The 22,328-nt window shown below is 43.1% G+C and carries 23 protein-coding genes and 1 tRNA gene; 12 read left to right on the forward strand and 12 right to left on the reverse strand.

The annotated features are described in order from the left end of the window. Positions 1-263 precede the first annotated feature (263 nt). Together VX941_09450 and VX941_09455 are read right to left on the reverse strand one after the other, a co-directional pair. Positions 264-1,130 carry a TauD/TfdA family dioxygenase gene (locus VX941_09450; GenBank protein ID MEE2933633.1) on the reverse strand — a complete coding sequence of 289 codons (867 nt, stop codon included), beginning with the start codon at positions 1,128-1,130 and terminating at the stop codon, positions 264-266. A gap of 239 nt (positions 1,131-1,369) precedes the next feature. Beyond that, positions 1,370-1,891 (reverse strand): tetratricopeptide repeat protein, encoded by a 522-nt coding sequence (locus VX941_09455; protein ID MEE2933634.1) that lies wholly within the window; start codon positions 1,889-1,891, stop codon positions 1,370-1,372. 556 nt (positions 1,892-2,447) lie between these two features. Here VX941_09455 and VX941_09460 point away from each other — a divergent pair. Then, positions 2,448-2,732, forward strand: a complete 285-nt coding sequence (locus tag VX941_09460; protein MEE2933635.1) for a hypothetical protein — start codon at positions 2,448-2,450, stop codon at positions 2,730-2,732. Between the two features lie 190 nt (positions 2,733-2,922). Here VX941_09460 and VX941_09465 read toward each other — a convergent pair whose 3' ends face one another. Next, positions 2,923-3,645, reverse strand: coding sequence for a PrsW family glutamic-type intramembrane protease (locus VX941_09465; protein MEE2933636.1), 723 nt, complete (start codon positions 3,643-3,645; stop codon positions 2,923-2,925). Positions 3,646-3,893: 248 nt separating this feature from the next. Further along, positions 3,894-4,274 carry a carboxymuconolactone decarboxylase family protein gene (locus VX941_09470; protein MEE2933637.1) on the reverse strand — a complete coding sequence of 127 codons (381 nt, stop codon included), beginning with the start codon at positions 4,272-4,274 and terminating at the stop codon, positions 3,894-3,896. Positions 4,275-4,595: 321 nt separating this feature from the next. Here VX941_09470 and VX941_09475 point away from each other — a divergent pair, with 321 nt between their 5' ends. Beyond that, positions 4,596-5,762, forward strand: a complete 1,167-nt coding sequence (locus tag VX941_09475) for a PrpF domain-containing protein (protein MEE2933638.1) — start codon at positions 4,596-4,598, stop codon at positions 5,760-5,762. A gap of 412 nt (positions 5,763-6,174) precedes the next feature. On the opposite strand, the gene VX941_09480 is transcribed toward VX941_09475, so the two are convergent. From VX941_09480 to VX941_09490, 3 genes are all read right to left on the reverse strand, one after another. Next, positions 6,175-6,837, reverse strand: a complete 663-nt coding sequence (locus tag VX941_09480; protein MEE2933639.1) for a hypothetical protein — start codon at positions 6,835-6,837, stop codon at positions 6,175-6,177. Between the two features lie 119 nt (positions 6,838-6,956). Next, positions 6,957-8,183 (reverse strand): hydantoinase/carbamoylase family amidase, encoded by a 1,227-nt coding sequence (locus VX941_09485; protein MEE2933640.1) that lies wholly within the window; start codon positions 8,181-8,183, stop codon positions 6,957-6,959. Between the two features lie 170 nt (positions 8,184-8,353). Next, positions 8,354-9,403, reverse strand: coding sequence for a phospholipase D-like domain-containing protein (locus VX941_09490; GenBank protein ID MEE2933641.1), 1,050 nt, complete (start codon positions 9,401-9,403; stop codon positions 8,354-8,356). A gap of 385 nt (positions 9,404-9,788) precedes the next feature. Here VX941_09490 and VX941_09495 point away from each other — a divergent pair, with 385 nt between their 5' ends. Together VX941_09495 and VX941_09500 are read left to right on the forward strand one after the other, a co-directional pair. Then, on the forward strand, positions 9,789-9,953 hold the full coding sequence (locus tag VX941_09495; GenBank protein ID MEE2933642.1) for a hypothetical protein: 165 nt from the start codon (positions 9,789-9,791) through the stop codon (positions 9,951-9,953). Positions 9,954-9,983: 30 nt separating this feature from the next. Continuing rightward, positions 9,984-10,199, forward strand: coding sequence for a hypothetical protein (locus VX941_09500; protein MEE2933643.1), 216 nt, complete (start codon positions 9,984-9,986; stop codon positions 10,197-10,199). 40 nt (positions 10,200-10,239) lie between these two features. Here the strand turns inward: VX941_09500 and VX941_09505 are convergent, their stop codons facing one another. Beyond that, positions 10,240-10,623, reverse strand: coding sequence for a sel1 repeat family protein (locus tag VX941_09505; protein ID MEE2933644.1), 384 nt, complete (start codon positions 10,621-10,623; stop codon positions 10,240-10,242). A 69-nt stretch (positions 10,624-10,692) separates the two neighbouring features. Continuing rightward, the gene (locus VX941_09510) at positions 10,693-11,613 is read right to left on the reverse strand and encodes a tetratricopeptide repeat protein (protein MEE2933645.1); all 921 of its coding nucleotides are present in this window, start codon (positions 11,611-11,613) and stop codon (positions 10,693-10,695) included. A gap of 184 nt (positions 11,614-11,797) precedes the next feature. Here VX941_09510 and VX941_09515 point away from each other — a divergent pair, with 184 nt between their 5' ends. From VX941_09515 to VX941_09525, 3 genes are all read left to right on the forward strand, one after another. Beyond that, positions 11,798-12,901 (forward strand): hypothetical protein, encoded by a 1,104-nt coding sequence (locus VX941_09515; GenBank protein MEE2933646.1) that lies wholly within the window; start codon positions 11,798-11,800, stop codon positions 12,899-12,901. Between the two features lie 107 nt (positions 12,902-13,008). Beyond that, positions 13,009-13,668, forward strand: coding sequence for a class I SAM-dependent methyltransferase (locus tag VX941_09520; GenBank protein ID MEE2933647.1), 660 nt, complete (start codon positions 13,009-13,011; stop codon positions 13,666-13,668). A gap of 1 nt (position 13,669) precedes the next feature. Beyond that, complete coding sequence (locus VX941_09525) at positions 13,670-14,509, forward strand: TauD/TfdA family dioxygenase (protein ID MEE2933648.1); 840 nt, start codon at positions 13,670-13,672, stop codon at positions 14,507-14,509. A 295-nt stretch (positions 14,510-14,804) separates the two neighbouring features. Here VX941_09525 and VX941_09530 read toward each other — a convergent pair whose 3' ends face one another. Further along, positions 14,805-15,269, reverse strand: a complete 465-nt coding sequence (locus VX941_09530; GenBank protein MEE2933649.1) for an Lrp/AsnC family transcriptional regulator — start codon at positions 15,267-15,269, stop codon at positions 14,805-14,807. Between the two features lie 141 nt (positions 15,270-15,410). On the opposite strand from VX941_09530, the gene cysG reads away from it, so the two are divergent. The 4 genes from cysG to VX941_09550 all read left to right on the forward strand — a co-directional run bounded on the left by cysG (position 15,411) and on the right by VX941_09550 (position 19,397). Further along, positions 15,411-16,853, forward strand: coding sequence for a siroheme synthase CysG (gene cysG / locus VX941_09535; protein MEE2933650.1), 1,443 nt, complete (start codon positions 15,411-15,413; stop codon positions 16,851-16,853). 3 nt (positions 16,854-16,856) lie between these two features. Then, a complete protein-coding gene (locus VX941_09540) occupies positions 16,857-17,204 on the forward strand; it encodes a DUF2849 domain-containing protein (protein MEE2933651.1) in 348 nt (115 codons plus the stop codon). Positions 17,205-17,208: 4 nt separating this feature from the next. Continuing rightward, positions 17,209-18,891 (forward strand): nitrite/sulfite reductase, encoded by a 1,683-nt coding sequence (locus VX941_09545; protein MEE2933652.1) that lies wholly within the window; start codon positions 17,209-17,211, stop codon positions 18,889-18,891. A 74-nt stretch (positions 18,892-18,965) separates the two neighbouring features. Further along, positions 18,966-19,397, forward strand: a complete 432-nt coding sequence (locus tag VX941_09550) for a DUF934 domain-containing protein (protein MEE2933653.1) — start codon at positions 18,966-18,968, stop codon at positions 19,395-19,397. Positions 19,398-19,537: 140 nt separating this feature from the next. On the opposite strand, the gene VX941_09555 is transcribed toward VX941_09550, so the two are convergent. Then, positions 19,538-19,627 (reverse strand) — tRNA-Ser (locus VX941_09555). Positions 19,628-19,926: 299 nt separating this feature from the next. Here VX941_09555 and VX941_09560 point away from each other — a divergent pair. Continuing rightward, complete coding sequence (locus VX941_09560; protein ID MEE2933654.1) at positions 19,927-20,565, forward strand: toxin-antitoxin system YwqK family antitoxin; 639 nt, start codon at positions 19,927-19,929, stop codon at positions 20,563-20,565. A 777-nt stretch (positions 20,566-21,342) separates the two neighbouring features. Here the strand turns inward: VX941_09560 and VX941_09565 are convergent. Then, positions 21,343-22,227: a TauD/TfdA family dioxygenase gene (locus VX941_09565; protein MEE2933655.1), complete on the reverse strand. Its 885-nt coding sequence runs from the start codon at positions 22,225-22,227 to the stop codon at positions 21,343-21,345. Positions 22,228-22,328 lie beyond the last annotated feature (101 nt).

A 22,328-nucleotide genomic window follows, 5' to 3' on the forward strand; every position in this document is an offset into this window, starting at 1 on the left:
TTTGTTCGAATATTTCCTATTTTAGAGCAGACGCCGTCTATTTAGTACCGACAAGAGGTGCCGCACGAGACATAATCCATCAGTTACTTTGAAAACGACAAATGACGAGGCGAGTTCGACAAACATTATATTTATGGAGAAAAGGATATGGCTAAACATTTAGATTTATCTGATGCGCATTACAAAACCCATAATGTTTTTTTGCTTGAGTTGCTGAACCGTTCAACTTGTTCTTTCGCAAACCTTGGATTTAATGGAATTATTTATTCGTAAACATCCGTGTAACCGACGGTGGTACGCCACATCATACGCCGCATCGGTAATTCATAATCATGGATAGCGAGATGCTGAACCGCGCAATTATCCCACATCAAAATATCGCCCACCTGCCATTTATGTCGATAAATGAATTCTTCGCGAATAACGGTCATTGCTAGCTCGTCAATCAATGACACAGCATCCTCAGTCTCCATGCCATCAATATCAACGCACTCTCCCTTAAAAACGTAGAGCGCCTTTTTGCCCGTGTAGGGGTGGGTCCGCACAGCCGGGTGTCTTATCACCGGCACCGACTTACGTTTGTCATTATCCTGTTTACCGCTTCCTGTTTCACGACGACGGCCTAGCACGTCATGCACGACTTGCTTGCCTTTGAGGCTTTCCTTGATTTCATCGCTTAGAGACTCATAAGCCCTAACGCCGCTAGCAAATAAAGTATCACCTAAAATCGTGCCATCTTCCGTTACCGGCACTTCCTTTGCGTGCAATACAGTCGCCCGCGGCGGATTTTTTTCGAATGACATATCGGAATGCCAAACTACCCCAGCATCGGCGTGGCCAATGTCCCTGCCGTCTTCTTGAATGTTTGAGACATATAAAATTTCGGGATGACCAGGCATGGCGTAGTTATTTAGGTACAAGTTTTGGGGCTCACCATAGCGACTGGCATAAGCAACAAATGTCGTAGGATCCAAATTCTGATTGCGAATACAAATAACGGAATGCTCGTTGAAGGCTGATTCAATTGCCAAAAAGGTTTCATCAGCTAGTGGTTTGGACAGGTCAACGCCAAGCACTTCTGCGCCCAACGCATCACCGGAGGGCACAATTTCAATTAAGGTTTCTCCCACTATGATCTCCCAAGATAACGTCCTAAAAACTTGCGCATCCATAACCAGGATACCATAGAATGGTAATCAAATCGCGTTTTTTATTATGAGTGTTAACCACCTACTAGACAAAATGTACAGCGAGAAGGATGGACATATAAAGAAGAAGCCGAAAGGATATTACCTAGCGACGTGTCATTTTTTTGTAGTCGCTCTCTTTAGCCTTGCACCCGTCTTATCCAGTTTGGAAGAAGCACACTTCACCAAAATCGCCACCATCCATAAAGCTTCCAAGGTTTCCACCATGGGACAGAAATATTCATCATCTTTTGAGCTCCATAATGCCCCTGTTCTGCCGCAATTTTCCAATACTTTCTCGCCATTATTCTGTCCGTTGGAAAGTCGCCTCCTCCGAGTGCTCCAATGTAAATACCACCAAGTTTATAAGCAGCATCCTTATCACCATTATCAGCAGCAATTATAAGCTTCGCATCTGAATGACCCTGTTCAGCAGCAAGCTTGTACCACTTCATTGAAATCTTATTGTTTTTTGGTACACCGAGGCCGTGTCTGTACATTAGGCCCATTTTGCCTTCGGCAGCGGCATCTCCCTTTTCAGCAAGTGGTATCCATTCACGCAAGGCAGCAGCAAAATTACCGCTTCTATATGCATCAAGCCCTTTTTGGAAATCAGCACCTGCAGACAACCCCACACTTCCAAAAAGCACGGCAATCGTCAAACAGAGTATTGTGGCGTATTGTCCTAAGGATGATTTGTTCACAATTTCATCTCCTTCAGGCGAAGTGGACTTGGTCAACTATGTCCGCAGTCCTAAAACGAAGACTATCCACAGTGGTTACAAAAGCAACAGGAATTATGGGCTCCCATAGATGTCCTTAAGAAGGGGAGCCAGCAGGAAAACACGATGCTAAACGGCCAATTCTGGTTTATTGAACCCGAATATGAAGAAGATATTCTCACGGAACTCAGACGACGTGGGTTGAAGGTTTTAAAGAGAGATGATCTCTTTTTCTATTAAGGATTTTTGCGATGGTAAATGCTCAATAATAAAAAATGAAATGCAACGTGTGATTCAAAATAGCAATATACTTGCTGGAACATTAAAAAATCCGCCGCGATGGGAGAGGTAAAAGATAAAAAATTTTTAAATTGGCAAAAATGGCTGAATAGTTTTTATTTTCCCATTTACTATATTTGGTCTGTTATCTTGTGTTAACGTCGGTGGTATTGGCAAGGCCATTCAGGGTAATGGCCCTCAGTGGAGTAAAATGTCATGGCAAAAAACACGAATTAACTTTTGATGTTGGAAGTGGCATATGAGTGACACTTGGATGATTTATGGTGTTCAGTTGTTTACAATATTCGTATCTTCAGGCTTGGCACTCTCATCTGTAGCAGTATGCGGACGTTGGTGGGTTGGTTTTCAACTTAAAAGAAATGCCAAAAATAAAGAACCGGAACCTTTGGATGAGAACATAAAAGATTTTGTTCTCACCCCGCCACAGATGGTTCTTGCTACAATTGGTTTTACTTTTCTGTATATCTTTCTGGCGCACAAATACATTGAACCATACATGGTCAGTCTTATCTTGGGTCGATAGTTGGTCACATTTGTCCTTTTTTGATTAAGGTAGCAGGAGATTCGATTAATGAATATCTCCCTGAAATTATCAGGATTACTATTGCATGCGTTTTAGATGCGATAAATCATGAAAAAACGGGTAATTTTGATTAAGGTCGGAAGTTACCAGATAGTAAGAATTATTATGATCTCGTTGAAACACAGGAAGACTAAATGGCCGTCATTGTTTTGACTTCTGCCATTATCTTTCTAAATTTTTTTATGAGATAAATGAGAACCCCAATCCAAAAAAGTATTGATACGATTTTTAGGGGGTCGCTGGCATTGTGGTGGTCAAAAGTCATAAGAGGCCAATTATACAAACCATGAATGATTATCGGGAGAATTAAGGCTCTTTTTATTGTCTCCCAAGTGAAGTACTTTTTCTTGAGTGTTTGTTTGCCCCTCTTCAGCAGGCCGTAACCTAATATCGCTCCACAAATTGCATGCATCGGAACCGCTGTAAATGCTCTCGCAATGCCGACCTCAAGGCCGTATTGATAAACATACATTACGTTTTCTATGGCAGCGAAACCGATCGAAATCATTGCTCCGTAAAATATAAAATCATAGGGCTCATCTGCTTCTTCTGAATTTATATAACGTCTCAAGAAGACAAATTTGAAAAATTCTTCGGGTATGGCTGCCAAGAAAAATGCAAAGATAAAACCAGAAACCAACGAATTGTTTTGAAATATTCCGCCAAGTATCGGCGTTAAGAGAAGCAATGGCGCTAAAAATAATCCAGCAATTAGCAAAACGGGGAGACAAACTAAGGCGCCAGACAAAATTGCCTTGACCGTATGAAGCATCGGTTCGGGGTTCTTATCATTCTTATAAAACCAGGCAGCCACTATTATAGGCGGACCTAAAGCTAAAAGGAGATATATCAAATCCCGGATCCCTCTGGTACGAGCTCTGCAAGTCCTGCAGAAATATGCTGGAGTATAGACCCTGATCAGGGTTGTACGAAAGGTCAGATAGAAGATAAAAAAACATGCCTTAGGAACCCCTGAGAAGCGATACCCCTACTGAAAACAGTAGGGGTTCGATCACGATAATTATGTTGGTCCTTTTGGAAAGTTTGATTTTCCCGCAGCTTTATTCTGCCGGATCCTAATGCGTCGATGGCACTGTTTAATTACTCTGCATCAAGTTCCTTGAAAACCAAATTGGCAATGCGGAAACACGAAACCGCCGCTGGAACACCACAATAGATACCAACAACGTGAATAAGCGAGCGCACTTCGTCGCGGGTAACTCCTGTACGCACTGAACCGCGTAGATGCAATTCCCACTCGTCCATTCGGTTCAGAGCTGCGATCATCACCAGGTTCATTATCGAACGGGTTTTCTTGTCGAATGTATCGTCACCCCAACCAAAACCCCAACACCATTCGGTCATTGCCTCTTGAAATGGCTTGTTGAAATCATTTGCCTCCATGAGTGCTCCTTGCACTCGCTCCTCTCCTAGCACTGCGGTACGTTGTTTAACGCCGAGATTAAATCGTTCCTTATCCATAATAAATTTCCTCTTGTTGAAGTAAATTATTGCATTCCAAAAAAATCGTCGAGACATTCGGCGCTTGGTTGCGGAATGTCAATCGCGCGAAGTCGGAACCGTACTCGTTTGATTAAGGGTTGGTTTCTTTGCCTGAAAAAAACACATTTATACAAAACTCTCTTTAATAGCAGTCTCATTTTTGCAAAAGGGTTAGCAGCATAAGACGATGACATACCGTGCTTGGAGTGATGTAAAATAATTGCTTGATCCATTATAGGTTTGCAGGCTTAGAATAAGGACATATTGGTAATGTTCTTAGAGAATGGAATGGAGAGGTTCATGTCTGATCCTGTGCGCTGCATGATCCTTCGCGGAGGAACGAGCAAAGGCATATATCTAAGGGAATCGGATTTGTCTTCAGAGCCTGGTGAGCGCGATAAGACTATCCTGAGGATATTTGGCTCACCAGACAAACGTCAGATCAATGGCCTTGGCGGTGCTGACCCTCTTACAAGTAAGGTTTGTGTTATTGGACCGCCCCCTATAGATAACCCACGGGCAAACGATGCTCAGCTTACCTATACTTTTGGTCAGGTAGAGATTGATAAACCAGAAGTGGATTATCGATCACTATGCGGTAATCTAACCTCTGGGGTCGGTGCGTTCGCTATTTGGGAAAAAATGGTGGAAGCTGTCTCTCCTGTAACAACACTGCGTATTTACAATACTAATCTGGACCGGATGTTGTACGTTGAGGTCCCTGTTGAAAATGGTTGTCCAGTTGAAATAGGGAACTTCTCTATTCCCGGCGTGCCCGGCACCGGTGCGCGCATACAAGTGGACTTTTCTGACACTGCTGGTGCTAGTGCTGGGGCACTCCTGCCGACAGGTAATTCAATCGATGTATTGGACGTGCCCGGTGTTGGGAAAATCGAGGTTTCATTGGTCGACATTGGAAATGCACATGTTTTTCTGCGTGCCGTTGACTTAGGGTTAACAGGAGCCGAAACGGCGGCTGAAATAGATGCTAATGTAGAGCTGACCGATAAGTTAGAAAATATTCGTGCCCATGGGGCAGCTATTATGGGAATGATTAAGGGACCGGAGTATAGTCGAGAAGAAAGCCCCGCGACGCCCTTGATCGGTATGATTGGCGTGGCCCAGGATTACGAAAATGTGATTGGTGGCGTTACGGTCATGGCCCATGAGTGTGACTTTGTCTCCCGCTTGATGTTCATGCAGCAGATGCACAAGACGTATGCAGGCACCAGCACAGTGTGCACCGGCGTTGCAAGCAGACTTCCAGGCACAATCGTTAATGAGGCGTGCAGACCTGAAACATTAGATAATAAAACTGTACGTATCGGTCATCCCGCAGGTGTTATCGAAACCGAAACAGAGGTGGAGGTAAAGGGCAATGAATACGTGGTCAAGCGGGCAACATTAGGTCGTACCGCAAGACGAATTATGGAGGGCCATGTTCATCTGCCTTCGCAGAATTATTAGTTGTTTATAGGTGCTGAGATAGTTGTGGGTGCGCAGCATCCCATTAATTGTCTGCTGTTAGTAGCAGTATTCTGAAGCGAAGGCGGCACAATGGGTTTGTCTTGAAAAAATAGCCGTCATTAAACTAATATTTATTATTTTGTTTCAGTAATATACTGGCTAAACCTATTAAAATAGTTAAAGCGTTTTGTTTAATGCCCTCCCACATTTGTGGTGTCATCGGTGAGCCCCCTGCTGCACAGTTTGGTGTAATAATCAGAGCACTCGCTTTATTTTCCTCTATGGTGTTGAGATGATTTAGCCATTCAAAGCCTATTAAAAATATCTTTCTAAAAGTATGAACCTAAATGGATCTAATTGAACTATTTCTAATCTATTGAGTTGTGAGACGTGCCTAGATAAAGGCTAGAATCTACATGGCGGGAATGAGGATCTTCTTCCCATTTATGACAAGGAAATCATCTATTATTTGAATTTTGTGTGCCTGACGATCCCCCAGCAAAACTTTGCCGACTTTGTTGAGGTGAAGCCTTTTTTTCTGTGATTTGTCGATTTTTGGATTTGAATATTTGGCAAAATTTTGTGCGGTGTTTTCCTTTAAATAAATTTCTTCAGTTACTTTTAAGATCAAAAGCGTTCCAAATACTCCGGAGCCTCCGCCGTTTTCGTTTACCTCTAAAAAATACAAGCCATTAGTTGTTCTACCGTGAAATATGTACGCTATCCAGCCACCCCCGCTATGATCAGCTTTTACGGAAGTTTTACCATCTGCATTTACTTGGAGAGTAACATCGGCATCACAACAATACCTATCAGCTCCCTGCGAGTCCTCAAGGTTAATTGCTACTACCTGGTCCCCATTATCAGACAACCAAGTCATTAGATCCTGAATAATTTTTGGATGAACAGGACGACCCTTAAAAACGAAATATCTCTCGAGGCAGTGTCTTTGTATGGCAATGTTGTCCGATTTTTTTTGGCATGAAGGATAAATTATTTCCTTCCCTGCACCCACACTGATACTCCCAAGAATCCACGTAGGTACAATACAAAGCGTCAAGATGAGTTTTTTCATTTCAATATAGTACCCAATTAAAAAGATTTTGTTTAGGGGAGGGGCCTCATGTGATTCTGCGATAAAAAGTTTGGAACGATATGACGTTATAGAGAGTTTGCAGCTCCACATCTGGCATCTCATGCTTGGGGAGCAAGGATGCGGGTGACAGCATCAACATATACCTGGGCTCCAAGTGCAATATCTTCATCTGACGTGTTTTCTGCATAGTGATGGCTTATTCCTCCAATACTTGGAATAAACATCATCGCTGCGGGTAATACCTGGGCAATAGTTCTCGCATCATGACCAGCGCCGCTAGGCATTCTTACGTGTTTTCCAGAGGCAGAAGTCTCGGCTGCAGCTTCAATCTCACATTGCATTCTCTCGTCCATTAAAGCTGGATTACTGCGCCCCCGCATCTCTATCGAAATTTCACAGGGACCATTGTTGTCTTCGGCCTGGATAATTTTCTCAAGCAGTGACTTAAGGTGTTTTAGAGTATTTTCATCGGCATCACGGAACTGAAATAGCATCTCAGCTGTTCCCGGTACGATGCTCGGTGCACCAGGATAGAGTGTAATTTTACCGATGGTCCATACAGTTCTCGATCCTGCGTGCAACGGAAATTGTTGTTCGATTTGGTTATAAATGCGCATCAGAGCTGCACCTGCATCTTTACGCATATCCATACGCGTTGTGCCGGCATGGTTTTGCATCCCGGTCGCAGTAATTTGAAATCGCCAATTCCCAACGATACTAGTGACAATTCCAATTCGGTTTCCGTCTACCTCTAAAGAACTTCCTTGTTCAATGTGAGCCTCAAACATACCGACATACCGTTCCCTATCAATTAGGGTTCTGGGTGCCGTTGCAAGTCCTGCTCGTGCAAGAGCCTCACGAAGAGGGGTTCCATCTGTGCGATTACGTGCTTTATCCAACATTTCATCAGTTAAATTACCAACTAGAGAGTTGCTGCCAATAAGTTCCCCAAAGTGTCCTTCCTCATCAGCAAACGCCATCACATCCACACCGACATCCGCTTTGTTGGATTCTGTCAGACACCTTGCAGCTTCAAGTGCATATACAATACCGAGTGCTCCATCCAACCAACCAGCATGATTCTGCGTTTCTAGATGAGAACCACAGAGTAGTTTTTTTCCTGGTGTTGGTGAGTAGCCAATGACATTGGCAACGCCATCTATATGAACATCATAACGAAGCTTCGAAAGTTGTTCTCTGAGCCAGTACCGCGTTTTCATATCGTCATCAGAGAGTGTGGGGCGGTGAACGCCAGTTTTGTATTTTCCAATCTCCCTAAGGGTGTAAAGGTCTCCCAATACACGTTTTACATTTACTTGTGGCATAAATAACCATAACTCCGGGATGCTAGGGTTGTCGGGCATGGAGAAAAATCGTCTGTCTTCATTCAAGTTTTAAATGAAGTGATTGAATTTTCCCCTTTATAGCGGAAATTTTCTAGTGACCATATTTTTGAATTTTTTTTGTGTCTTATATTGAATCCTTAGTGCTCGCTTTATGGTTTGTAACTCCGTAATTCGTTCCACTGGTCCGTAAAAGAGGAGGCCATAGCCGGACTTTTGATAACGATTACATTTTCATGGTTCCCCAAAACCGATTTGGTCACAAAGTTGTAACTCCCACTAACGACGTATAAATCATCAATCACCATAAATTTGTGATGCATGTGTGCCTTCTTCGAACCCATACGGACAGAGTGCACCGCAAGTTTTTTGTATTTCCTTTTTTTAGCCTTTTGGTAATCGGTTATGACTTGCACCTCCACTCCTCGGTCAACGGCCTTTGCCAGGGCATCGTAAATTGGATTTGGATATTTTTTGGATCCAACACTTATGCTCCATACAGCGACCAAAATTCTTTTTTGAGCTGCTGTAATTGATCGTTTTATTAGTTCCATTCCGGCGTCATTAAAACCAGCAGAAAAATATCCGTCTGCTACTTCAATCGAAAGACGCGCTGGTAAGCTATGGAAGACTTTTGAAAAGGCATTGGCAAGTTTTGTACTTTCAATATAGATCAAATTTTCGAAGTTGAGATCGGTAGCACGTTCAGTCCAATTGAAACTGCCTGTTAAAATGCCGTCACCCTGCTGACTTCGCAAAACGACAAATTTGTGATGCATCACAAACCACTTACGTTTCCGACTAGATTTATAAACACCAAGCATGATTGGCTCCACATTAGGAGTGTCATCAAAAACTTGAGAGCATTTGCCAGTACAATAATTACCGTCAAAAACGCCGGATGCACTGCGGTGTGATGTCAAACTTTTTACTATTTCTTCATGAGTTGGCTTATAGCTAGCCCATTCGATCGTTTGTGATAGCTCTATCCGCGATAACAAAAGATCCTTCGGATCGGAGTCCGCTCCGGGTCGGTCGAAAGCCCAAGCGACGCGTCCAGCTAATGGACCTTTAGCGATTGCCCAAAAGGCGACCCCATTATTAGAAAAACGTGTGGCTTTTTCGGTCGCGGCTATCGGATTACATGGAAGGCACCAAATTAGAAGTGTCGCTGTTGCAAGAAGGGTATAGGTTTTCAACACATAAAAGAATGAAAATAAACACCGACACCTAGGGTAATTATATGGATTAATTTGGGTGTTTTGTTTGTTTGTTCGCACGATATTTCTCGAATCTGCATGGGGTCATGAACAGGGACACAAGGTAACATGCAATTGTTTGTAATACTCCAATGATTCGCGAACGGGATAGTTTGTTAATAATTGCAGAGATGAGGCAAATTCGGTTCTGTTGTCTATTATTAAAAATATTTTGTCAAAAAATGATGTGGATGTTCGTTTAAAGGATCAAATACCCTTTAAATGATTCTCTGACATCTACTTTTTTATTTTAAATATCCGGAAAATTTCTCTGTGACGAGTGGTCTAAAATGAAGTAAGGAAAGCGTAACAGGGTAGGAGTGTTACAATGATCAAACATTATTTTAAAATCGCGACTTTATTTCTTTTACTATTAGGTGGTCCTTCTGTAGTGCAAGCAGAAACTGACTGGATAGTTTATAAGCCTGGCGTTGTTGAAGCAGCTGTATCTAAAGGGGATAGTGTTCTTCTTGGTTATCTATCTACTTGGTGAGGAACCTGCGCGCAGCAAAAAAGCGCACTAATGGAGCTCCGTGAGAGCCATCCGGAATATAATAAGTCTATAAAATTTGTTCTCATCGACTGGGATGATTACGGTTCACACTCTGTTACGACCAGTCGTGATATCCCTCGACGGTCCACCCTTGTCTTAATAAGAGATAGGAAAGAAATCGGTCGTCTGGTTGCGGAGACCAGTGTTGAAAAAATAAAACTGCTTTTAGACAAAGGCTTAAAATAGGGGTTTTTTATATTCCGCTGTCGTAAATACTGTTAATTTTTTAACACCCTTTGTATTGTTTTTTAACGCACTCGCGAGCAAGCTCTTGTGCTTTTTCAAGTTGGGACGCAGTCATCCTTTTGGCGATTACGTCCCTGTTTGCGGTTGCGTTTTTGTGTCCTGACGACGCGGCTATATTTGACCATAAATGTGCATACACATGGTCCTGTATAATGCCGTGTCCCAATGCATACATAAGACTGAGATTATATTGTGCAGAAACGTGACCCTTCTCAGCCAGCGGTTTCCATTCCTGTAGGGCAATCGCATAATTCCCTGCTTTATAGGCCGCAACGCCCTTAAAAAAGTCGCCACTCCAACCCGTACTCGCGCTTGAAAGAAACACGGTTATAGTGAAGCAGAGTGTTGTGAATATTTTATTCATTTTTTATTTTGCCAATTTAGAAAAAATTTTATGAAGTGTTATGGAGACGTCTTCCGTTTCTTCACTTTATCACTTAGCGTTATCACCGACTAACCAATATTCTTCTGAAAACCCTATTCGGTAGGCCTGCCTACTTTTCCAAGTGCCAGAATCTGCTCCATGCCAGTCAACACATACCAAACCAGGCCACCTCAATTGATTTTTGTCTCCGTTATACCTCCCATATAATTTACCATTCATGTCAGACCAAGACCGCACTGTTCCAAATTGCTTGGTTGGTGGATGGATTTCTTTGTCGCCCCAAGCCTCATTCCAATTTGGGTTTTTAAAAACATACATACCTTCATAGATATTTCGGGTGGTGAGAAGTACAAAATCGGACTGCTTAGCGCAACCTCTGAGCCTTTTGTGCACGCATTCCTGCGCTAATTCTTTGGCAGATGCGAGATCTGCCGGGGTCAGATATTTTTCAAGAAGATCTCTGTTTGCAGCAGCATTTTTATTTCCGTTTAGTGCAGCTAAATTCCACCACATATGGGCATAAATATAGTTTTTAGGAATGCCTTTCCCTTTTGCGTAAGCGTGCCCAAGATTATACTGAGACGGGACATATCCCTGTTGAGCCGCGAGTTGAAACCATTTAAATGAAGCCACCAAATTCTGTGTTTCAGCATTACCGGTTGAGATCATTACACCAAGGTTATGCTGCGCGTTAGCATTTCCTTGTTTAGCAGCGAGCTCATACCACTTTCTTGCAGCTTTAAGGTCCTGTGGAACACCCAGCGCCCGTCTATACATTTGGCCAAGATTATACTGGGAAGGAGCGTGCCCCTGTTCGGCAAGCGGTTCCCATAATTCGAATGCAGTTTTGTAATCACCGACGCCGTAAGCGGTTAAAGCTTTTTCGAAGTCATTACTCCAACACGCATTGTCGGTGCCAAAAAGTAGAAATATTACCACAGAGATTATTTTGGTTAATTTTTTGAACACTTAAACCTGCCAAAATTCTTATTTAGATGAGAGATTGAGAGATCATGAGAAGCCGTTTTCAAATTACTCTTTCTGGGTGGCGTCTTGCTTATTGTTAGCCTAATGCATCATAATGCATCGTTCCAGCCATCCTATATTCAGTGTTAAATTTCGGTAGGGTAGAAAATAACACTTGGGGAGATCTATGCCAGAGAGCAAACAAACGCTTAATATTTGGATTGCGTCGTGTGCGCATGTACATAGTGACCTGCTTCATAATCGGCGTAGTTTCGCTGAAGCAGTCGAGCAAAGTGAAAACGGGGGCAACGAGGGTGGACCATCTTTCGATTGGGATATAATGCTTTATCTCGGCGACTTCGTGGGGACACATCATCCGCCTACAGATAAAGAGGCTGAAGCCGTTTTGGCCCAACTTAATGCAGTACAAAAACATAAAACATCGCAAATTTATTCAATTGCCGGCAATATAGATGCAAGTGGGCCGGATGAAAAAACACAATGGTGGTTTCGTAAATATATTGATCCGGCGGGCGAATGTCCGGAAACATCCGGTGTGAAAAATGAAGACAGGCCTTATCCGGTTGTTGGCACATGGGAACGCTATCGGTTTAACATTGGAAATGTCACTGTCTTAATGATGGGTGACCGGAACGATGGAGGCCCACCTCAAGGTCGTGCCGAAAAAGGCGGATGGCCGGCGGGAGCAATTACTGATGAAACATTTGCTTGGTGGCGGGATGCAGTAGAGAATAATGATGATCAGATAATGATTACTTGTGCACATCATCTCCTCCGGAATACAACAACGGCAACGGCACCATTTGAGGGAGTTAATGGCGGTTACCACAAGCGTTATGACGACGCAGAGGGTGCCTCTTATTTATATTTTGTTGGTAACGATCCTAATACGGACCAATTCGAGGATGTATTGAAGGCTAATTCAGGGAAACTCTCCTTTTGGTTCGGAGGTCATACCCATACTCATCCCGACGATTGCTACGGTGATAAAAGTCTAGTTGAGGAACGCTGGGGCACAACCTTTTGTAATGCCGCTGCGCTTACGCGACATCACGGCAGTTTTGACCGGAATTTCACTCAGGAAGGCCAGCCTTTACGAACAGGTACACCAATGAGTAGATTGTTAACCTTCACCGAGGGATCTCAAGAGGCAACTCTTAAGTGTTATTTACATACATCAGATCACGCGCCGCAGGGCTGGTATGAGCCACAAGAACGCATAATTAATCTACCGCAGTCATTTAGCTTTGAGAATAAGAGCATTGGCTAAGGGGAATATATTGATGTTTGTTTTGGAAGGGGTTACCTGCTTGCGAACACCCGCCGTGTTCTGTTGAACCAATGAATTGAACAAAAGGAAAAGGAATATGTTGTTACATGGATGACCCAATTGGCAGTCACCCTACCAGGGAAGAACAATTAGATATTTTAGCGACTATGATCACAGACCAAGCAAAACCAAATGATCATGTGCTCGATCTTGGTTGTGGAACTGGCTACGTTGCATCGCTGATTCTCAATAAACGCAGTGACCTTCACCTAACTGGTGTTGATATTAAAGCAGAGTCGATAGCTGAAGCTAAAACCAATCTAATCTCTCACGAAGAAAGGACTGATTGGTTTGTTGGCAACCTTGAAGCAATTGAAGAGATCAAAATTCCGGATGTATCTTATCAATTTATCATCACAGCTTTAACTTTCCATGATTTACCTGATAGCGCTAAATGGGATGTAATCTCGTTTGCTTCAAAACGTTTGTCTCCCGGGGGATTTTTCTTTCTTTATGACCGACTTCGCCTCACAGAGAAAAACTTCTTTTCTTTGCAGAAGTCTATTTGGAATAGGATCGAAAGAGTTTATGGTCGGGGCATGCGCTCAGCAGAGAGTTTTGAGGCTTACGAGGCAGATATAATGCCAAACAACAGGCCCGGGCGTTTAGGTGATTACATGGAATGGTTCGATAAAGCAGGTATGAAAGCCCAAATTTTGCACCTGCATGGCAACGTAGCACTCTTAGGTGGTTCGAAGGTAGGTTGATGTGTCTATAGAAATAAATAAAGCTTCAGATGCAATTGGCGCTGAGATAAGTGGCGTAGACCTATCAATGCCTATTGACCCTAAAACTGTTTCTGAAATTCGCCAGGCATTTTTGGATCATTGTGTGATTTTCTTCCGCGATCAAAACTTGACAGATGCTGATCTTATGAGAGTAGGGCGGTATTTCGGCGAGCTGCAACCGTTGCCGCCACACCGTCAATTCCCTGGCATGTACCCTGAGTTGTTAGTGGTCGAGAAAAAACCAGAAGATGTGATTAACTTTGGTTGGGAATGGCACTCCGATACCAGCCACCTTCCTATTCCGTCTTTGGGATCAATTTTGTATGCATTAGAAGTTCCTAACAACGGTGGTGATACTTTATTTGCCAACCAGTATATTGCGTATGAGACACTCCCAGATGACATTAAAGAAAAGATAAACCCTCTGAATGCAATTCATGCGAATGGCCGAATTCACAACACGCTAAAGAATAATCGTATCCCGGAAAAGGGCGAAGAGGTTACATCGGCTGGTTACTCCGATGCGTGGTCGACGCATCCCATTGTCCGCACACACCCCGAAACAAAAAAGAAGGCTCTTTATGTAAATTTAACGCATACTGAGTCTATTGAAGGCATGACGGTCTCTGAAAGTCAGGATTTACTGCATTTTCTTTATGAGCATTCGACTCAGGACAAGTTTACGTGTCGTTTCAAGTGGACAAAAGGGTCCATTGCTTTTTGGGATAATCGCTGTTCTCAACATGCAGCACTCAATGATTATCCTGGGGAATACCGATTAATGCACCGAGTGCAGATTAAAGGCACAAAGCCCGTTTAGTTGGAAGATACTAGTTGGGCTTTAGCGATCGCTAGCTCAAGTGTGCTCTGAATATAATGGCGGGAGGAGAGCCCGCCGCAGTTCCCAGAAATCCAGTGTTTACGGCGGCAACTAAATCTCAGCCCAAATTTTCTCTGGCGCAGTCTTTTTCATATTTGGATTGTGGTTAGTAGAAAAGCAAAAAGTGTTTGGCAAAGGTACAGTTTTGTTGGGTAGCTTTTTGTAAGTATTTACCTTTTTAAAATTGGTTTGTTTACAAAATAAGGTATCACTGCTTGATGGGTACAGCCTTGTTTTATATATCTATTGGCAGTTTTGTAGTGTAAATAAGTTCTTCCATCGAAAGCAACGCCGTAACATTAAATATGTCAATGTCTCTTGTTAACGATTGATAGAACCGATCATAGGCGGCCGCGTCGGGCACCCTTACCTTAAGGATATAGTCAATATCTCCGGCTAGCCTGTGTGCTTCCAAAATCTCCGGCCTCCGTCTTAGAGCCTCCAAAAATCTTTTACTCCACTCAACTTCGTGCTGTGAAGTTTTTATAAGAACATAAAAACACATACCAAAGCCCAGCAGGTCTGAATCTAGCAGGGCTACTTGCTTGTTAATAAATCCATTTTTTTTAAGTTTTTTGATACGGTTCCACACAGGTGTTTTGGACGATCCCACTAAGGTTGCGATATCCTCCAAGGACTGTGAGGCGTCTTCCTGCAGAGCAGAAAGTATTTTTTGATCAAGGCTATCAATATTATTCATCGTTCAATGAAGTCTGGGTTTTCTAGTAATTAATTCTAAAAATATGAATAAATGTAAAATATAATCCCTTTTATACGAAAACAAGGGTGTTTTTGTGGAAAAATATTCTACATAATAGGAAAAAGGCTGTATGGTAGCGATATGATGAATCATTTTCCTATTTTCATTAACATGCACGAAAAATTAGTGATTGTGTCAGGGGTCGGGGAAACGGCAGTTGCAAAACTTCGGCTTTTATTGAAAACGCCCGCGCATATCAAGGTTTTTGGCTCTGAACCGACCGCAGATATTGAGGCCTGGGCTTCAATCGGGAAACTAGATTTGGTCCGCCGATCAGTTGCAACGCCAGACGTCATTGGTGCGCAACTCGTTTACGCGGCGAATGACGATCATATCGAAGATAGACGGGTAGCTGACATAAGCAAACAACAAAACGTTTTGTGCAATGTGGTGGACAATATTAAAGACAGTGTTTTCATAACGCCAGCAATTGTCGATAGAAGTCCTGTCGTAGTAGCAATAGGAACAGAAGGGTCTGCTCCCATGCTTGCACGTAAAATCAAAGCTTCTGTCGAACAACTTTTACCGGTGTCCACAGGTTTACTAGCGAGTATTGCGAGGTCTTTTCGCGGTGCTGTAGCCGAAATCTCTTGCGCTCGCGCTCGCAGAAGTTTTTGGTCCGAATTCTTTGACAAAACTGGTCCAACTGCTTTTTCAAATGGTGGCACGAGTGCTGTTAAAACCGCAATAGACGAAATGCTGAATAAGGCTAAACATTCAGAGGGTTCAGGTAGCAAAAGCACTGGCGCGGTTTGGCTCGTTGGGGCGGGGCCAGGAGATCCAGAACTACTAACACAGAGGGCGGTTCAGCTTCTGGACAAAGCCGATATCGTGGTTGCCGACCGTTTGGTAAGCGTTGAAATATTAGAGCTTATTCGGCGGGAAGCAAAGCTTGTTAAAGTTGGTAAGGTACCGGGGGGGCCAAGTTGGGCTCAAGAAGATATAAATAAGCTTATCATTGCTCACGCAAACAGTGGGGAAATAGTTGTGCGCCTTAAATCAGGTGATCCCGCTATTTATGGGCGTCTTGATGAGGAAATGGACGCACTAGATTTAGCAGGGGTGCCATATCGGATCGTACCCGGCATAACATCTGCGTTGGCTGCTTCAGCACAAAATAAGGTGTCATTGACACGTAGGGGCAGGAACTCCGATTTCAGGTTTTTAACCGGGCAAGATATAGATGGCTTCGCTGAGCATGATTGGCATGCTTTAGCCAAGAGCAATGTCGTAGCGTCAATATATATGGGAGTAAGATCAGCCAGGTTCTTGCAGGGCCGCCTTCTCATGCATGGTGCCGATCCTATGACCCCATTGATCGTCACTGAAAATATATCACGCGTAAATGAGAAAATTATCGCAACAACCCTTGGGGAACTATCTGAGGAAATTGTCAGAAATAAAATCACGGGCCCTAGCATTATTACTATTGGTGTTGAGCCGAGACCTAACAAGTCTTACGCAGTTCAGGACAAGAAAATCCCGAACAGCGCAACGCAACTGTCTTTCGGGGCCGGTGGGTAAGAAATGGAAAAATATGACGCTCATATCGTGACTGCCAATGATTTAAGGCATGGTAATGTGGTCTATTTAAATGCCTCCGGAGAGTGGACAGGAAATCTAGCAGACGCGGCAGTTGTGTCGGGCGATGTCGATGATAGAGCCATCTCTGAAGAAATGCAGGTGCAGCGGAATTTGGTGGTAGATCCTTATCTTTTAGAGGTGTCTGTAGAGAACGGCACCCTGACGCCAAAGAAACTGCGCGAACGCTTGCGAGCCCAAGGTCCTTCTATTCAATTTGATATGTCGCCCAAAAAACAGTTCGTGCAATCCCGTACGCATTATTCAGTGCATGATTTGAGTGAGAAGGAATAGGTCGTTGTATCGGTATGACGAATTTGATGAAGCATTTGTTCGCGATCGTGTTCACCGCTTTAGATCTCAGGTTGATAGGCGAATAACAGGACACCTTACCGAAGATGAATTTAAACCTTTAAGGCTTCAAAACGGCCTTTATTTGCAATTGCACGCTTACATGCTGAGAGTTGCAATCCCTTACGGGACACTCAATGGTCGACAACTTCGTCAGCTTGCCATGGTTTCTGAACGTTGGGATAAGGGATACGGCCATTTTACGACCCGACAGAACATTCAGTTTAATTGGCTTAAGCTTCGTGATGTTGGAGATGTTTTAGAGGCATTGGCAGATGTGGGCATGCACGCGATACAAACGTCCGGTAATTGTATCCGTAATATAACGGCAGATCACTTCGCCGGTGCTTCCTGCGACGAGATTGAGGATCCGAGACCAACTGCAGAAATTCTTCGGCAATGGTCAACAGACCATCCCGAATTTGCATTTCTACCTCGAAAATTCAAAATAGCAGTAACAGGTTCGCCATTCGATCGTGCAGTTACAAAAGCACATGACATTGGTCTTCGGATGGTAAGAGATAGCGGCGGTCGGCCTGGATATGAGGTTACCGTTGGAGGAGGGTTGGGACGAACACCTATGGTCGGCAGGGTTGTCAGAGAATTCCTGCCAAAGGAGAATCTTTTAAGCTACGTAGAAGCTATAATGCGTGTTTATAATTTAAACGGACGTCGGGATAATAAATACAAAGCGCGGATAAAGATTCTAATTCATGAAACCGGCTTTGACTCATTCGTTGAGTCTGTTGAGAGAGAGTTCAAGGCCATCTCGTCGAGTGAAAATAGAGATTTGGCACAAATTGATCCTGAGGTGTTACATCGTATTGAGCAGTATTTTCAGCAACCTGATTTTACACCAGACCACGAAGGTGGAGGGGACTTCGAAAAACGTTTTGAAGTGGATAAGGATTTCCAGACCTGGGTTAAACAGAACTTGGAGGAACATCGTCAGCCCGGTTATAAAATAGTAACTATTTCGCTTAAGCCAATTGGAGGAATACCCGGAGACGCATCTGCGGAGCAAATGCGCGTTATTGCTGATTTAGCAGAACGGTTGGCACATGATGAGATAAGAATTAGTCATGAGCAAAATGTTGTTTTGCCTCATGTCCCAAAACAAAACCTGCCCGAGTTATATGACGGGCTGCGGGTGGCCGGATTGGCTACAGCAAATATAGGTTTAATTAGTGACATTATTGCTTGTCCGGGAATGGACTATTGCTCATTAGCTACTGCCCGATCCATACCTGTCGCGCAGGATATTGCAAACCACTTTTCAGATTCTGAGTATGCCAGAACTATTGGCGAAATGAAGATTAAAATTTCCGGTTGCATTAATGCGTGCGGGCATCACCATGTTGGTCACATCGGTATACTAGGTTTAGATAAAAGAGGCGTCGAAAATTACCAAATTACACTGGGTGGCGATCATACAGAAAACCTCTCGCTTGGTGACAGGATAGGCCCCGGTTTTGGCCGCGAGGAAATAGTCCCTGCTCTACAAAGGCTTATTGACGAGTATCTTGCAGTGCGTGTCGGTTCAAAAGAAACATTTCTTATGGCTTATAAACGTTTAGGTTTAGAACCGTTTAAGGCAGCCATCTACAGGAAGGATGCGACTGTAAGCTAATTGGGTCCTGTTAATAAAAATACCATGTCATTCTCTTCCTGAGGGGCTTCAGTACAAAATTTTAATGAAAGTTAGTGGCAGTGCCAATTGTAACTAAATCAGGGCTTATATCTTCAGGGCGAAATGAAAACACAGGGATGTCCTCCGAGGAATGCCTTTCAGACCCAACCCAGCTCACGGTGTATCCGGATGCTAGTCTCAATGGGCTGGAAGAAAAATTATCCTCCCTAAAACTAATTACGATAATTTTCCCTACCTTTTCTGATGGCCGTGGTTTTTCAATTGGGCGATGGTTGAGGCAATTGGGGTACAAGGGACATATGCGTGCCAGTGGACATTTAATATCCGATCAGTTTCGCTTTTTAGTGGAGTGTGGATTTGATGACGTTGAAATAAGCGAAGAGGTAGTGGCTAGGCAACCTGAACAGGATTGGTTGGAAAATTTATCAACGGATGGAACTTATCGGATAAAATTAGCAGGAAAGCCTCCCAGCAGGCATTCTTGACTTTTTGAAAATTTCTTCAGAGAAAGATTAGGTTTGTCATTTAAATAAGCATGTCTACTTTGTTATTTATGCAAATTTAGATATGGCGCTTTTACGTATTGGCTTAATGGGCTATTATTCTATTTTTGCTCTAAGGCTTATGGCGGAGAGAGGGGGATTCGAACCCCCGATAGGTTTAACCCTATGCTGGTTTTCAAGACCAGTGCATTCAACCACTCTGCCACCTCTCCGTTCTAGGTTTCGTCTTGTGGTTGCTGTTGATTTTACTGCGTATTCTTATTCTATGGAAGTTTCAAGGAAGTTGTTAAGATTCGAAGAGCAGGGACTTCGGTAAAGTTCATTGAAGATCACTATGCACATCTCGACCTGTCGAAATTAATGGATAGTGCAACACGGACATTGAAGATTTCTAAGGACGGTTTCATCGTCAGGGAAGATTAGTCCATAGACGTTTCTGGGAGTAAGTATGTCTTCCATGAAACTATTTATAAGGGTTAGTATCCCAGTTGTTCTGAAACAGGTGATTTAAATGCGGAAACTTGTTCTCATACTGTCACTGATGTTCATAGTGACCCTCTCACCGAATGTGGTGATGAGTGAGACGGTGAAGTATGAGGATTTGGTGACGAGAAAAGGTCTTTATTACCAGAAGTCCAGTGATGTTCCGTTCACAGGTAAGACCACGGGGAAAACGCAGGGGACATTTAAGAACGGTAAGAAAGACGGTCCTTATGTACGTTACCACAAAAACGGACAGTTATTTCTTAAAACAAATTACAAGGACGGGAAGAGGGATGGTCCTTATATCCGTTACTACGATAACGGACGTTTATCTTCTAAAGGAAAACAGAAGGACGGGAAGCAAGAAGGTCCTCATGTCACTTACCACAGAAACGGACAATTACAGACCAAAGGAACCTTCAAGGACGGGCAGAATGAGGGTCCTTACGAGCAATACTGGGAAAACGGACAGGTAATGTTCAAAGGAACCTACAAGGACGGTAAGGAAGAAGGTCTTGGGGTCACTTACTACAACAACGGACAATTATGGTTCAAAGGAACCTACAAGGACGGTAAGCAAGAAGGTCCATGGGTCTGGTATAAAAAAGACGGAACTGTGTGGGAGAAATATACCGGCACCTTCAAGAACGGTGTGAAGGTCAAATAGGTAATGAAGAAACTCACTCTCATACTGTCACTGATATTCACGGTGATTTTGTCATCCCCGTCCCACGCGAAATGGACGAAAGTAACTAAGAATAGCACAGCAACGTTCTATGTCGATTTTGAGAGAATACAAAAAGTTGATGGGTATGTTAATTTTTGGGTTTTGATTGATTCCTTAAACCCAACCAACGGTATTTTGTCTACCACAATGAATTACCAAGTTGACTGTAGATCTCTGAGATATTCTATTTTGAGTGGTTCGAGGTATCCCGAACCAATGGGTAATGGAAAATTTAGGTCAACTCGCACTCTAAATCATCCTCAGTGGTATACTCCTCAAACTACCTCAGAGACTGAAAGCACCCTCAAAGCAGTCTGCAAACACTAAACCCTATTTCTCAGTCTTTCCGGCAAAGAGACAGATTTTGGAGAAAATGATTTTGATTAGTAAGTGGAAGCGGCAGCACCTTGGCACCAACAATCGGGTATGGTTGGTTTAAAAATCCAAAAGAATTTAAAAAAGTACACCGTTTGCAGTCTTATAAAACCCTCGGTTTTACATCAATCTACATGCCAAAAAAACATTCGAAATGTTACCATTTGAGGCGACGGATTTTACAAATTTGAATGAAAATCCGTTTTTACAACTAATAGGAAACTTTCCTGAAAATATTTCTAAAGTAATGGAAACGAGCATGTATTTTAAAACATCTAGCACGAGGTTCGCAAATCCACTCAAATTATGAGTAGTTAAAACTATCACCTGTTATGACTGGTTCTACAGATCGTTCAAAATGTTATTTTCCATAGTAGGATGATTATCGGCGATATTTGTTCTGCGCAGAATGCGAGGATATTTATCAATCGGGTAGGGGCTTGCCCGGTGCAAACAGGAACGGTTATCATACATTACTAAATCGCCGACCTGCCATTTGTGATCATACGTAAATTTTTTTTGACCCGCAAATCTCAGCAGCCTTTCCAATTCTTTACAGCTTTCTATTTTATCCTCCCCCTCGATGTAAGCTGCATATGAACTTATATAGAGGGCTTTTTTTCCGTTTGAAGGATTCACCCGCATCATTGGGTGCCGTACGGGCGGGAATTTTTTTGCCTCTTCATCACTTAGAAATTTAATATTCATGTTGCGACGGGAATGTGCGTAGTGATGGACGGCCGTTTGATTTTGAAAGCGCTTTTGGTCGTCCTTTGATAGCCCATTCCACGCAGCTCTAAGGCTAGCAAATTGTGTATGGCCGCCCTCAGGAGGAACGATACATGCCCGAAGAATTGAGGCAATTGAGGGGATTGATTTATAGGACCCATCGGTGTGCCACATTCTTTGCCCTTTACGGAAGCGGGCGCGAGGTTCGTTAGCTTTATATAAATTTCCCTCCTTGTCATAGTTTATTACCACATTGATATTTGGTTTGTGGTGATAACTCCCAAAGCTTTTGCGTGGTCTTTCAGACACACCAAAGTATTCGGTAAAAGCTACATGTGCCTCATCTGTGATGTGTTGGTTTGGAAAAAAAAGCAACGAATGCTCCTCGAATGCTTCTTTTAGTGTATCGATGATGCCGCAGTTAAGTTTCTGTGACAGATCAATGTCATGTATTTTCGCTCCAAATACTGGAGTTAATGGACTAATACTGGGCCGCACTGTCTTCCTCCTTGTAAGTATTTATATATAGTAACGACTGGATGCTTGATAATACAAGACAGAGGCTAGGCTTCAGATGCTGAGTACGGAAGGGTTGCTAT

This window comes from Pseudomonadota bacterium, assembly GCA_036339585.1.
In the GTDB taxonomy this organism is placed as follows: Bacteria; Pseudomonadota; Alphaproteobacteria; order UBA8366; family UBA8366; genus UBA8366.